At 69.5% G+C, this 13,759-nt stretch carries 9 protein-coding genes; 2 read left to right on the top strand and 7 right to left on the bottom strand.

Going from position 1 to position 13,759, the window contains the following annotated elements; all coding sequences use genetic code 11:
- The first annotated feature begins 84 nt into the window (after nucleotides 1–84).
- Both AC07OQ_RS11660 and AC07OQ_RS11655 read left to right on the top strand, forming a co-directional pair.
- Nucleotides 85–1,683, top strand: a complete 1,599-nt coding sequence (locus AC07OQ_RS11660) for an acyl-CoA ligase (AMP-forming), exosortase A system-associated (RefSeq protein ID WP_495053294.1) — start codon at nucleotides 85–87, stop codon at nucleotides 1,681–1,683.
- Nucleotides 1,680–2,933, top strand: a complete 1,254-nt coding sequence (locus AC07OQ_RS11655) for a pyridoxal-dependent decarboxylase, exosortase A system-associated (protein WP_495053293.1) — start codon at nucleotides 1,680–1,682, stop codon at nucleotides 2,931–2,933. The genes AC07OQ_RS11660 and AC07OQ_RS11655 overlap by 4 nt, the downstream gene beginning before the upstream one ends.
- A gap of 21 nt (nucleotides 2,934–2,954) precedes the next feature.
- On the opposite strand, the gene AC07OQ_RS11650 is transcribed toward AC07OQ_RS11655, so the two are convergent.
- The 7 genes from AC07OQ_RS11650 to AC07OQ_RS11620 all read right to left on the bottom strand — a co-directional run bounded on the left by AC07OQ_RS11650 (nucleotide 2,955) and on the right by AC07OQ_RS11620 (nucleotide 13,532).
- Nucleotides 2,955–4,889 (bottom strand): bifunctional 2',3'-cyclic-nucleotide 2'-phosphodiesterase/3'-nucleotidase, encoded by a 1,935-nt coding sequence (locus tag AC07OQ_RS11650; RefSeq protein WP_495053292.1) that lies wholly within the window; start codon nucleotides 4,887–4,889, stop codon nucleotides 2,955–2,957.
- A gap of 100 nt (nucleotides 4,890–4,989) precedes the next feature.
- The gene (locus AC07OQ_RS11645; protein ID WP_495053291.1) at nucleotides 4,990–7,599 is read right to left on the bottom strand and encodes a S8 family serine peptidase; all 2,610 of its coding nucleotides are present in this window, start codon (nucleotides 7,597–7,599) and stop codon (nucleotides 4,990–4,992) included.
- A gap of 247 nt (nucleotides 7,600–7,846) precedes the next feature.
- On the bottom strand, nucleotides 7,847–8,479 hold the full coding sequence (locus AC07OQ_RS11640) for an ATP-binding protein (RefSeq protein WP_495053290.1): 633 nt from the start codon (nucleotides 8,477–8,479) through the stop codon (nucleotides 7,847–7,849).
- 13 nt (nucleotides 8,480–8,492) lie between these two features.
- Nucleotides 8,493–10,112: a response regulator gene (locus tag AC07OQ_RS11635; RefSeq protein WP_495053289.1), complete on the bottom strand. Its 1,620-nt coding sequence runs from the start codon at nucleotides 10,110–10,112 to the stop codon at nucleotides 8,493–8,495.
- 102 nt (nucleotides 10,113–10,214) lie between these two features.
- On the bottom strand, nucleotides 10,215–12,809 hold the full coding sequence (gene acnB, locus AC07OQ_RS11630) for a bifunctional aconitate hydratase 2/2-methylisocitrate dehydratase (RefSeq protein WP_495053288.1): 2,595 nt from the start codon (nucleotides 12,807–12,809) through the stop codon (nucleotides 10,215–10,217).
- 48 nt (nucleotides 12,810–12,857) lie between these two features.
- Nucleotides 12,858–13,277: a type II toxin-antitoxin system VapC family toxin gene (locus AC07OQ_RS11625; RefSeq protein ID WP_495053287.1), complete on the bottom strand. Its 420-nt coding sequence runs from the start codon at nucleotides 13,275–13,277 to the stop codon at nucleotides 12,858–12,860.
- Between the two features lie 6 nt (nucleotides 13,278–13,283).
- Nucleotides 13,284–13,532, bottom strand: coding sequence for an AbrB/MazE/SpoVT family DNA-binding domain-containing protein (locus tag AC07OQ_RS11620; protein ID WP_495053286.1), 249 nt, complete (start codon nucleotides 13,530–13,532; stop codon nucleotides 13,284–13,286).
- Nucleotides 13,533–13,759 lie beyond the last annotated feature (227 nt).

Genomic DNA, 13,759 nt, shown 5'->3' with positions numbered 1-13,759 from the left:
GGCCGAGCTTTGCACGGGGGGCGTGCGCGGTCGCTGTGCGATACTTTTTCTCCCTGGTTCTCCCTGGTGCAGACCCCGCGCAGCATGCCCGAATCGACCCTCTTGCATGAACTGATCCTGAACGCGGCAAGCGGCCGTCCCGAGGGCGAGGCCCTGCGCCATGGCGAGACGGGCCTGGACTATCAGGCCCTGGCCGATGGGGTGCAGGGATTTGCGGCCGGCTGCATCGCGCTGGGGCTGGCGCGCGGCGAGCGCGTCGCGATCTATCTGGAGAAGCGCTTCGAGACGGTCATCGCCAGTTTCGGCGCGCCGGCCGCGGGCGGTGTTTTCGTGCCCCTCAATCCGCTGCTGAAACCCGAGCAGGTCGGCTTCATCCTGCGCGACTGCGATGTGCGCGTGCTCGTCACCTCGCCGGACCGCTATGCCTCGCTGCCCGCGGTGCTGGCGGCCTGCCCGGCGCTGCGCCATGTGGTGCTGACCGATTCCGCCGGCGAACCGGCGGCGCAGCCCGGCCATGCCCTGCATCGCTGGAGCGCGTTGCTCGATGCCGAGCCGTGCGCCGGCCACCGCGTCATCGACACCGATCTGACCGCCATCCTCTACACCTCCGGGTCAACCGGCAAGCCCAAGGGCGTCGTGCTGTCACACCGCAATATGGTGGCGGGCGCCAAGAGCGTGGCCTCCTACCTGGACAACCGGGCCGACGACACCCTGCTGGCGGCGCTGCCCCTGTCCTTCGATGCCGGCTTCAGCCAGCTGACCACGGCCTTCCATGCCGGTGCACGCGTCGTGCTGCTGAACTACCTGCTGCCGCGCGACGTGCTGAAGGCGATGGAGCGCGAGCAGGTCACGGGCCTGACCGCGGTGCCGCCGCTGTACATCCAGCTGGCGCAGCTGGAATGGCCGGCCGTGATCGACCGGCACCTGCGCTACTTCGCCAACACCGGCGGCCGCATGCCGCGCGATACCCTGGACCTGCTGCGTCGGCGCGTGCCCGCCGCGAAGCCCTTCCTGATGTACGGCCTGACCGAGGCCTTCCGCTCGACCTACCTGCCGCCCGAAGAGGTCGATCGGCGGCCCGATTCGATCGGCCGCGCGATCCCGAACGCCGAGATCCTGGTGCTGCGCGAGGACGGCAGCGAATGCGCGCCCGAGGAGCCGGGCGAGCTGGTGCATCGCGGCGCGCTGGTCGGGCAGGGCTACTGGAACGATGCCGAGAAGACCGCCGAGCGCTACAGGCCGCTGCCCGCCGGCGTGGGCGGGCGCGAGGGCGGCCTGCAGCTGCCCGAGTACGCGGTGTTCTCCGGCGACACGGTGCGCCGCGATGCCGAGGGCTTTCTGTATTTCATCGGCCGGCGCGACGAGATGATCAAGACCTCGGGCTACCGGGTCAGCCCGACCGAGGTCGAGGAGATCCTCTACGCCACCCAGCTGGTCGGCGAATGCGTGGCCTTCGGCGTCGACCATGCGAGCCTGGGCCAGGCCATCCAGATCATCGCGACGGCGCCGGCCGGCGCGAGCAACGTCGACCTTGCGGCCTTGCAGACCGAGTGCAGGAAGCGCATGCCGGCCTATATGGTGCCCGCCGGCATCGAACAGCAGCCCGGACCGCTGCCGCGCAACCCGAACGGCAAGATCGATCGCAAACTGCTGTCCACCGCCTGGGTGGAGAAAAATCTATGAGTGAAGCCGTGCCGCCCAAGCGCCCGCCCGTCCACGCGCCGATGGCGCAATTCCCCCTGCGCGACGGCGAGCTGATCGTCGGCGGCCAGCGTCTGTCGGTGCTGGCCGAGCGCATCGGCCAGACGCCGTTCTACGCCTATGACCGGCGCCTGCTGCGCGAACGGGTGGCGCTGCTGCGCGCGGCGCTGCCGCGCGCGGTGAAGCTGCATTACGCGATGAAGGCCAACCCGATGCCGGCCCTGGTGGGCCTGATGGCGGGGCTGGTCGACGGCATCGATGTGGCCTCGGCGGGCGAGCTGCAGGTGGCGCTGGATGCCGGCGCCGACCCGGCGGAGATCAGTTTCGCCGGGCCGGGCAAGCGCGACATCGAGCTGCGCCAGGCGGTGGCGGCCGGCGTGCTGGTCAATGTGGAATCGGCGCGCGAGCTGCCCGTGCTGGCCGCGGCCTCGCAGGCGCTGGGGCTGCCGGCCAGGGTGGCGCTGCGCGTCAACCCGGACTTCGAGCTCAAGGGCTCGGGCATGAAGATGGGCGGCGGCCCCAAGCAGTTCGGCATCGACACCGAGCTGGTGCCTGCGGTGCTGGCCGAGATCGGGCGCCTGGGGCTGGCCTTCGAGGGTTTCCATCTGTTCGCCGGTTCGCAGAACCTGAAGGCCGAGTCGATCTGCGAGGCGCAGCAGAAGTCCTATGCGCTGGCCCTGCGTCTGGCCGAGCAGGCGCCGTCGCCGGTGCGCTTCCTGAACCTGGGCGGCGGCTTCGGCATTCCCTATTTCCCGGGCGAGACGCCGCTGGAGCTGGCGCCGATCGGCGCCAATCTGCAGGCCCTGAGCGAGCGAGCCGCCGGCGAGCTGCCGGCGGCCAGCCTCGTGATCGAGCTGGGCCGCTATCTGGTGGGCGAGGCGGGCGTCTATGTGGGGCGCGTCGTCGATCGCAAGGTCTCGCGGGGTCAGGTCTTTCTCGTCACCGATGGCGGCCTGCACCACCACCTCTCCGCCTCGGGCAATTTCGGCCAGGTGCTGCGCAAGAACTATCCGGTGACGATCAGCCAGACCCGCGGCGAGACGGGGCTCGAAAGTGCCTCGGTCGTCGGCCCGCTGTGCACGCCGCTGGACCTGCTGGCCGACCGGATGGAGCTGCCGGCGGCCGAGGTCGGTGACCTGGCCGTCGTGTTCCAGTCGGGCGCCTATGGCGCCAGCGCCAGCCCGCAGCGCTTCCTGGGGCACCCCGGCTGCGCCGAGGTGCTGGTCGGCTGAGGCGCGCTGCCGGCCTGCCGCTCAGTCCGCCAGCTCGTACAGGGCCGAGCCGTCGCCCTGGTCCCCGACCAGCCTGACCGAGGGTGTGCGCGGCAAATGCGCGATGCCGCCGGCGCCGGACAGGAAGCGCAGCTTGACGCCCTTGACCGGCAGGATCTGCCAGTTGTCGTCGGCGCTGGGGTTGAAGCGCTTGGCCGAGGCCAGGTACCGGGCCAGGGTCTCGCGGTTCTCGTCCGGCGCGTCCACCACGATGCGCTCGCCGGACAGGCCGGGGAAGCCGCCGCCGCCATTGGCACGGTAGTTGTTGGTGACCACCAGGAAATCGGCCTTCTCGTCGATCGGCTTGCCCTGATGGCGCAGGTTGACGATGCGCTGGCCCTGGGCCTCGGTGCGCCGGCCCTCGGCCGTGTAGCGCGCGGCCTGGCTCACGTCGATCTGGTAGCTGACCCCCTCGATCATGTCGAAGTTGTAGGAGCGGAAGGCCGGGTCCAGCAGCTCCTGCGCTGCCGGCCCCCGCGGGTCGATGCGCTTGAACTGGCCGGCCGACATCTCCAGCCACTCGCGCAATTCGGCGCCCGTGATCTTCACGATCTTGACCGTGTTGGGGTAGACGTAGAGATCGGCCACATGCTTGATCGCCACCGGTCCGGCCGGGATGTCGGTGTAGTTGCCCGTGCCCTGACGACCGCCCGACTTGAAGGGCGCCGCGGCCGACAGCAGCGGCAGCTTTTCATAGACGGTGCCGCGCACGGCGCGCTGGGCATAGGCCAGCTGGGCCTGCGCCACCAACTGCACCGAGGGGTCGTCGCCCACCTGGGCGAAATAGCTGTGGATCGGTGCCTCGGTGACGGCCACCTGACTGCGCACATAGTCGAGGGTGGCCTGATGTTCGTCTGCGATGACCTGGGCCACAGCCGGGTCGGCCTCGACCAGGGCCTTGCGCGTGCCGCGCTGAAAGATCGGCCGGAGGCTGGCCTGGCTGCCGACCACCTTCCAGCGGCCGCCGGCATCGTCCAGGCTCAGGTCGATCACGCCCAGATGATCGCCCCATCGGCCCGGCATCACGCTGGGCACGCCGTGGATGCTGCCGCGCGCCAGGTCCACGCCGGGAAAGCCGGCGAAGCCCGGCCCCGGGAACTCGGCATGGGCATGGCCCAGCAGCAGCGCATCGACGCCCGGGATCCGTGCCAACTGGGCCGCGACGTTTTCCGCGAAGCGCGGCTGCTCGATCTTCTCGATGCCGCTGTGCGCGATCACCACCACCAGGTCCGCGCCCTTGGCGCGCATCTCGGGGATCAGGCGCTGCGCGGTCTCGACGATGTCCAAGGCCCTGACCCTGCCTTCCAGGTGCTGGCGGTCCCACTGCATGATCTGCGGCGGCACGAAGCCGATCACGCCGATCTTGAGCTTGCGCGCCGCGCCGCCCTCGTCGCGCAGGCTGCGCTCCAGGATCACATAGGGCGTGAAGGCCGGCCGGCCGCTCGCCGCCTCGACCACATTGGCGCTGACGTAGGGGAATTCGGCGCCCGCAATGGCCTGGCGCAGGAAGGACAGGCCGTAATTGAACTCGTGGTTGCCGATATTGGCGGCGTCCACGTTCAAGAGGTTCAAAACCTTGTAGGCCGGGTGCACCGCGCCGCGGGGGAGCGGCTTCACGCGTGCGATCAGGTCGCCCAGCGGGTTGCCCTGCAGCAGATCGCCATTGTCGAACAGCAGGCTGTTCGTCGCCTCGGCGCGCGCCGCCCTGATCAGGGCAGCCGCCTTGGCGAGGCCGTACTCGTCGGTGGGTTTGTCCTGGTAGTAGTCGTAGTTGAGCAGGTTCATGTGCACATCCGTGGTCTGCAGGATGCGCAACTGCAGCTCGGCGGCCCGGGCGCTGCTCGACAAAAAAGCCGCCGCGCCCAGCAGGGCGGCGGCGGCACGGATGATGAACGAATGAATGGGCTGGGCTCGCATGCTGGCTTGAGGGCTCGAATCGATTCGAGCCGGCATGCTAGCAGCGCGCCCGGCCAGAGGACGGAGCCACCGCGAGGCGGCGGCGCCGTCGGCGCGACGCTCAGGGACGCGCCAGCGTGATCACCGGCGAGGTCCAGGTCTCGTAATGGGCCTCGTTCTTCTTGTCGGCCAGCGCCTTCTTGACGGTCACCCGCACCTTGTAGGCGCCGTTGGGCAGGGTGCTCCACTGATTGGGCTTGTTCGGGTCCTTCTTGAAGACCGTGCCGTCCCAGGTGAAGTTGAAGAAGCCGGTGGGCGTGGTGTTGCGCGTCACCCATTCCTCCACGCTGACCTTGCCCCTGAGCTCGCCGGTGCCGGCGTCCAGCGCCTCCAGCAGCACCATCTCGGAATGGTGGTCGAGGTGCAGCAGGAAGTAGGGAATGTCGCCGCCGACCAGGCTGTAGCTGGCCCCCGCGGGCTGGTTGAAGAAGCTGCCGCTCGACAGCTTGGCCAGCCAGGGGAAGCCGTTGGCGGTTGGGGCCAGCACCTGGATGGCCTGGTAGTCGCCCTTGTAGCCGGCAAACGGCACCCGCAGCGTCTCGCCGCCGCCCTGGGGCGTGAGCACGATGTAGCCGCCATAGATGCCGCGGTCCTCCAGCGTGGCGCCGGTCGGCGCGGCGATGGTCACGTCGACGTTCTGGTTGCTGGCGGCCTGCACCGTGAGCGTGGACTTGCTGAAGCTCACCGTGGCGGGCGCAACGCGGTACTGGATGCCCTGCTGGCTGAAGGTGTTGGGGCCGGTGGCCAAGCCGGGCTCATGGCTGATGTCGTAGACGACGCCGGCATGGCCCAGGTTCTTGATCTGCAGCTTGGTCCTGACCGGGCCGCCCTCGCTCTCGCCCAGCGCGATCTCGCTGGGTTCGACCACGGTCTTGGCGGCGATCGCGGCCGGGATGTCCAGCATGCCGGCGCCCTGGCGGTGCACATTGTCCAGGAAGCCCAGGGCCGGATTGCCCGCCCAGCGCTTGGGATCGGCGCTGTTCTGCAGCAGCACCTTGACCTCGTCCACCTGGGTCTTGGGGCGCGCCTGCAGCAGCAGGGCCACGCCGCCGGCCACATGGGGCGAGGACATCGAGGTGCCCGAGAGCGTGGCAAAGCCGCCGGCCTCCAGCGGATAGGTGGAGTAGATATTGCCGCCGGGCGCGCCGATATTGGGCTTGATGCTCAGGTCGGCGGCCAGGCCGAAGGAGCTGAAGCCCGAGATCAGGCCGCCGCTGCCATAGGGATAGCTGACATAGTCGCCGCTCCAGTTCAGCATCGTCGCGCCGGCCGCGATCAGGCCGTCCAGCGCCGCGCCATGGTCGGCGGTGATGCCCACCACCGGGATGCCGATGGCCGGCGTGCCGGCCACCGTGGCATTCAGGGCGCCGGCGGCATTGTTGTAGAGCACCACGGCCGCGGCGCCCGCCGCCTGGGCATTGGCGGCCTTGATGTAGAAACTGCAGCTGCCGCGACGGATCAGCACGGCCTTGCCGGCCAGGCTGCCGGCCGGCAGCGCAACGCAGGCGTCGTTGGTGGTGGTGGTGGTGCCGGTGCGCGTCAGCGGCAGGCTGCCGCTGGTGGGCGGCAGCGGCGCGCCGGTGGCGGCGTTGTAGCCGTAGGGCGTGCCGTTGACCTTGAAGGCCTGCTGGGCGTTGTCAAAGGCGGCCACGCCGATCACCTTCTCGCCGACGCCCGGGGCGCCGGCCGCGTAGAGACCGTCCGGCGAGGATCCGCCCGGGCCGTTGTTGCCGATCGAGGCCACCACCACCACGCCCTTGCCCGCCAGGCGGCTGGTGGCCTGGGCGGTGGGGTACTGGGGCCATTGGCGGCCCGAGCCCAGGCTCTGGTTGATCACCTGCATGCCGTCGGCATGGGCGCGCTCCAGCGCCGCCAGGATGATGTCGGAACTGGTCGAGCCGGCGCAGCCGAAGACGCGGTAGGCGCCGAAGGTCACGCCCGGGGCCACGCCCTTGACCGCGCCATTGGCGCCGACGATGCCGGCCACATGGGTGCCATGGCCGCCGCAGTCGTCGGGGTTGAAGTCCTCCACCGGATTCGGGTTGTAGGCGGGGCTGGAGGAGTCGGCGTTGTAGGCGTCGCCGACGAAGTCCCAACCATAGGCCACGCGGCTGCTGGGGAAGGGGGTCGAGCCCGGGCTGCCGTTGCCGCCCAGGGCCGGGTGGTCGATGTCGATGCCCGAGTCGATGATGCCGACCTTGACGCCGGCGCCGGTCCAGCCGGCCGCCTGCGCCACATTGGCGCCGGTCATGCCCACGGCCGAGATCATGTCGGGCGCGGCACCGGCGCCGCCCTCGGGCTTGGGCGCCATGATGATCTCGATCGGGTACATGGCCTTGAAGCCGGGCAGGCGGGCCAGCTTGTTGCGCTCGGCCGGGCCGACCTCGACGGCGAAGCCGTTGAACAGGCTGTCGTAGCTGCGCCGTTCCTTGAACTGGACGCCCGCCGCGGCCGCCGCATTGCGGAAGGCGGCCTTCTCGGCCTTGACCGCCGCGCGGCTGTTGCCGTCGGCCTCCGGGGCGCCGGACAGCTCGACGAACCAGAGATTGCTGCCCTCGCTCGCCGACAGGGGCAGGCTTTGCGCATAGGCGCCGGCGATGGCCAGGGCCAGGGTGCTGGCCACGATGGCGCCGCGCGCCGTGTGCGAACTCTTCATGGTGAAGCCTCTCATCTGCGCATCGTCGGGCTGGGGGCGGCGCCGACCCAATGCAATGAAACGATGCCCATCCAGCACCCGCCGCGGCCCTGCGGACGACATCGACGCGGCGCTGGTCCCCCAATGGTTTTGCCTGGCGCGCAAGCGCGCGATGGCTTTCGGTGCCGCGATGATCGTGGCGCCCGCACCCCGGCGTCCAAGGGGCTAACCCGGACTCGGGTCGGCGTGCCGACGTGATCCCCGTGAATGGGGGAAGGGTTATTCAGGGCAGGAACAGCTCGAACACCGCGCCGCCTTGCTGATGGTCGCGCAGCAGGCTGCGGCCGCGGCGGCCATGGTTCAGGTGCGCCCGGGCGACCTCGTCGCAGACCAGGCGCCCCAGGCCGGTCGAGGTGGTCGAGGGCTTGCTCTGCAGGCCAGGACCGTCGTCCCAGACGTAGAAGCACAGCATGCCGTCCTCGCACCGCAGGCCCAGGGTGATGCGGCTGCGGGCAAAGCGCAGCGCGTTGTAGATGGCCGAATCCAGCGCCAGGCGCACCAGCTGGCGGTCGAAGAACCAGAAGGGCGGCGCCTCGTCGAGCCGTTGATGGATCGCCAGCCGGCCGTGCAGCAGCGGCTGGGCATCGGCGGCCAGCTCCAGCAGCAGGGCGTCCGGCATGTCCTCCACGGGCAGGGCGCGCAGTCCGCCCTGTTCGGCGGCGCGGTGCGCGGTCAGGAATTCCATCAGCCGGCGGGTCAGCAGATGGGCCTGCTCGCCGGCATGCCGCGCATGGCCATGGGCCGCTGCGGGCAGGGGCAGGCGGCCCAGCCGCGCCAGCTCGTCGGTCAGGATCGCGAGGCGGTTTTTCAGGTCATGCACGACCAGGGCGCTGAGTCGCGGGTCGAGGCCGGTCATGAGGATCTGTCGCTCAGGCGGCGCCGGCGCGCTCGCGGAAGAACTTGCGGGCCGCGGCCACGCGGTCGTGATTCGGGTGGTCGCGTTCCAGCCGGGCCAGCAGGTCGCGCGCGCGCTCGCGGTGCGGCTCGGCCTGGCCCGAGCGGCCCATCGCGATCAGGTGCAGGGTGCAGAGCTCGATCAGCACATTGAAGTTCTGCGGCGCGAGCTGCAGCGCCCGCTCGCCCACCTCCAGGGCCTGGGCCATGTCGCCGCTGCGCTTGGCGCGCTGCAGTCCGGCCAGGGCCTCGGCCATCTCCGCATTGGCCCGCTCGACCAGCGCGCGGCATTCGGCCTCGGCCGGGGTGCCCGCGGCGGCGCGCAGCGCGCTGGCCAGCAGCAGCGGGCGGTCGCTGCGCGCCACCTCGGCGATCAGCTGCTGGCCCAGCTCGTTGCGGCCGGTGGCCAGCGCGCTCTTGGCCAGCAGCAGCTTGTGCTGCTCGTCCAGCGCGCCCAGTGCGCCGCCGGGTGCCAGGTCTTGCGCCACCTCGTCCATCAGCGCCGCCGCCGCGCTCTCGTTGCCCAGGCGCTGCTGGGCCTGGGCATTGACGGCCCTGGCCAGCAGCCGGGCCTCGGCCTGGTCGCCGAAGCGCTTGGCCACCTCGGCCGCCAGGGTCGCGGCGCGGCCGGGCTCGCCGCTGTCCAGCAGGGCCTGGGCCAGCAGCACGCTTTCCCGGTGAGAGGGCGTGACCGCATGGCGATTCCTGGCCACGGCCTGCTCCAGGGCCTTGACGGCCAGCTCGGCCTCGCCGGCGGCCAGGGCCATGCTGCCCAGGCGGATCTTGCGCTTGGCATTGGGCACCAGCTCGGCCACGGTGCGCGCGGTGTCCAGCGCGGCCTGCTGGTCGCCTTGCTCCTCGGCGATCTCCAGCAGGATGTCGTAGGCGCTGGCAAAGGAGGGCTGGCTCTTGGTGAGCTGCTCCAGCGCACTGCGCGCGGCCTCCAGCTTGCCCTGGGCACGCAGCGCCTGCGCATGGCCCAGGCGCGCCCAGGCCAGCTCGGAGTTGAGGTCCAGCGCGAGGCCGTAGCAGGCCTGGGCCTCGTCGAAGCGGGCCAGCCGCATCAGCGCCTGAGCCTTCTGCTTCAGGCCCTCAATGGAGAGCGCGTCGCCGCGCTTGATGAAACGCTCGGCCTCGACCAGCACCTGGTCCCATTGCCGGGCATCGGTCGCCAGCAGCAGCGGCGCCAGCGCCTGCTTGCGAGCCGACAGGCCCTCGATGTAGCGCGACAGCAGCTGGTCGGTGAAGGGCTTGACGATATAGCCGTCGGGCATGAAGTCGCCGGCGGCCAGGATGTCGGCGCGCAGCGCATTGGCCGTGATGTAGACCCAGGGCGCCACCGGGCTGAGCAGCCGGCCGCCGCGCGCGGCTTCCAGCAGTTGCTGGCCGTCGGGGCCTTCGCCGAGGTTGTAGTCGCTCAGCACCAGGTCGACCTTGTCGGCGCGCAGGGCCTTCAGCGCCTCGGCCGCGTTGGCGGCCAGCAGCACCTGGCGGATGCCCAGGCGGTACAGCGACTCGCGGATGATGTGCCGCACCTGCTGCTGGTCGTCGATCACCAGCACCTTGAAGGCGCTGGTGGGCTTGGGCATGGTCATGGATCGGTCTTCGCCTCCCGCCCGCGATGCTAGCAACAAAGCGGCGCGACGCGGGCGCAAAAAAAGCCCGCCGAAGCGGGCTTGGATCGGACGATGCGAAGCTCAGCAGGCCGGCACGGCCTTCGCGCCCTCGACATACTCCTCGATCTGGTCGAAGTTCATGTAGCGGTAGACGCTGTCCGCATCCTTGTTGATGATGCCCATCGCCTCGTGGTACTCGGCCACGCTCGGGATCTTGCCCAGCTTGGATGCGATCGCGGCCAGCTCGGCCGAGCCCAGGAACACATTGGTGTTCTTGCCCAGGCGGTTCGGGAAGTTGCGGGTCGAGGTCGAGATGACGGTCGCGCCCTCGCGGACCTGGGCCTGGTTGCCCATGCACAGCGAGCAGCCGGGCATCTCGGTGCGCGCACCGGCGGTGCCGAAGGCGGCGTAATGGCCTTCCTTGATCAGCTCGCTCTGGTCCATCTTGGTCGGCGGCGCGACCCACAGCTTGACCGGGATGTCGCGCTGTCCGCCCAGCAGCTTGGCCGCGGCGCGGAAGTGGCCGATATTGGTCATGCAGGAACCGATGAAGGCCTCGTCGATCTTGGTGCCGGCGACCTCGGACATGAACTTGGCATCGTCCGGATCGTTGGGGCAGCAGACGATCGGCTCCTTGATGTCGGCCAGATCGATCTCGATGACATGCGCGTATTCGGCGTCCTTGTCGGCTTCCAGCAGCTCGGGTTTGGCCAGCCAGGCTTCGACCTTTTCGATGCGGCGCTGCAGGGTCTTCGCGTCGGCGTAACCGTCGGCGATCATGTTCTTCATCAGCACGATGTTGCTGGTGAGGTATTCCTTGATCGGCGCGGGGTTCAGCTTGATCGTGCAGCCGGCGGCCGAGCGCTCGGCCGAGGCGTCGCTCAGTTCGAAGGCTTGCTCGACCTTCAGGTCCGGCAGACCTTCGATTTCCAGGATGCGGCCCGAGAAGGCGTTGATCTTGCCTGCCTTTGCGACGGTTAGCAGACCGGCCTTGATCGCGTACAGCGGAATCGCATGCACCAGGTCACGCAGGGTGACGCCGGGTTGCATCTGGCCCTTGAATCGCACCAGCACCGATTCGGGCATGTCCAGCGGCATCACGCCGGTGGCGGCGCCGAAGGCCACCAGGCCGGAACCGGCCGGGAAGCTGATGCCGATCGGGAAGCGGGTGTGCGAGTCGCCGCCGGTGCCGACGGTGTCGGGCAGCAGCAGGCGGTTCAGCCAGCTGTGGATCACGCCGTCGCCCGGACGCAGCGAAACGCCGCCGCGGTTGCTGATGAAGGCGGGCAGATCGCGGTGGGTCTTGACGTCGACCGGCTTCGGATAGGCGGCGGTATGGCAGAAGCTCTGCATCACCAGGTCGGCCGAGAAGCCCAGGCAGGCCAGGTCCTTCAGCTCGTCGCGGGTCATCGGGCCGGTGGTGTCCTGCGAACCGACCGTGGTCATCTTGGGCTCGCAGTAGGTGCCCGGGCGCACGCCCTGGCCCTCGGGCAGGCCGACGGCGCGGCCGACCATCTTCTGGGCCAGGGTGAAGCCGGCCTTGGTTTCGGCGGGAGCCTGCGGCAGGCGGAACAGCGTGCTTGCTGCCAGGCCCAGGAACTCGCGTGCCTTGGCGGTCAGCGAGCGGCCGATGATCAGGTTGATGCGGCCGCCGGCGCGCACCTCGTCGAACAGCACGTCGCTCTTCAGCTTGAACTCGGCGACCGTCTCACCGTTCTTCACCAGCTTGCCCTCATAGGGCAGCACGTCGATCACGTCGCCCATTTCCAGCTTGGACACGTCCACCTCGATCGGCAGCGAGCCCGAGTCTTCCTGCGTGTTGAAGAAGATCGGGGCGATCTTGCCGCCCAGGGTCACGCCGCCGAAGCGCTTGTTCGGCACGAAGGGGATGTCCGATCCGGTAGCCCAGATCACCGAGTTGGTGGCGGACTTGCGGCTGGAGCCGGTGCCGACCACGTCGCCCACATAGGCGACCAGGTGGCCCTTCTTCTTCAGGTCCTCGATGAACTGCATCGGGCCGCGCTTGCCGTCTTCCTCGGGCTTGAAGGCCGAGTCGGGACGGGTGTTCTTCAGCATCGCCAGGTAGTGCAGCGGGATGTCCGGGCGGCTCCAGGCGTCGGGGGCAGGCGACAGGTCATCGGTGTTGGTCTCTCCGGGCACCTTGAAGACGGTGACGGTGATCTTCTTCTCGACCTCGGGGCGCGAGGTGAACCACTCGGCATCGGCCCAGCTCTGCATCACTTCCTTGGCCTTGGCATTGCCGGCCTTGGCCTTGGCGGCCACGTCGTTGAAGTAGTCGAACATCAGCAGGGTCTTCTTCAGGCCCGCGGCGGCGACCTCGGCGACTTCGGCATCGTCCAGCAGTTCGATCAGCGGATGCACGTTGTAGCCGCCGACCATGGTGCCCAGCAGCTCGGTGGCCTTGGCCTTGGAGACCAGGGCCACCTTCAGGTCGCCATGGGCGACCGCGGCCAGGAAGCTGGCCTTGACCTTGGCGGCGTCATCGACGCCCGGAGGCACGCGATGCGTCAGCAGGTCCAGCAGGAAGGCGTCCTCTCCGGCCGGCGGGTTCTTGATCAGCTCGATCAGCTCGGCGACCTGCTTGGCGTCCAAGGGCAGCGGGGGGATGCCCAGCGCGGCGCGCTCGGACTGATGTTGGCGATAGGCTTGCAGCATGTCGACTCCTGGTTGGCTGGCAGTAGGTGGGGATGGGGCAGTGCGCCATCAGGCCGGCGTCGTCGGCACGATGAGCTTCAGCCCCTTGAAGTAGTCGCGGAAAAATGCGTCGTCGGCGGTGATCAGCGCGCTGCATTGCAGCAGCGCATGGGCGCCGACGATGAAATCGGGAACGGCTCGCTGACCGCCTTGGGTATGTGGGCCGCCGCGCGTGCGGTAGCGGCGCTGCATCTCGCCGGCGCGGATCGCGGCCTTCTGCTCGACCGGGCTGTAGCGCACGCCCATCTCCTCGAGCACCTGCATCGCGAGATCGCCGCCCTGCAGCGAGGACGAGACCTCGGAGACGACAACGTCGCAGACCACCACCGGGCCATGGCTCAGCGCCTCACGCAGCGCGGCCTCGGCCATGTCGGCGCGCACGTTGCCGGACAGCAGGTCGATCAATACCGAGGAATCGATGGCGATCATCGGCGCTCAGCGTTCCACCGGGTCGCCAGGGGCGCGGCCGCGGATCGCGCGCATCGCGTCGTCCACGGACTCGAAGCCGTCGTCCAGCTTGAACTTGCCGCGGGCGCGGGAGATCGCGTCGTCGACGTTCTTGCGCAGGATGATGCGCGCGCCGTCGAGCTCGACCTTCAGCGTCGTGCCCTTGGTCAGCCCCAGTGCATCACGAACGGCCTTGGGCAGCGTGATCTGCCCGCGCTCGGCAACGGTGGCTTCCATGGCGGCTCTCCGTGATATGGAGTGAAAAGTATGCATTGATTGTACATACTTCGTGCCGCCATGGGTGGCGCGCGGCGGATCGGATCAGGGCTTCGGGGCGCTGGCCGGCGTTGCCGCTGCCGGGATGGCCGCGCTCGCGGCCGAGTCGGCGTTGACGGCGGCCGCGTTGGCGGCGGAGGCCGCGCTGGCGGCCGCGGCGGCCGCGGCCGGTGCGGTATCGGCCACCG

This window comes from Roseateles sp. GW821-FHT09B06, assembly GCF_059418245.1.
Note: the sequence above shows the minus strand (reverse complement) of the source record. Positions and strands in the feature narration are given on the sequence as shown.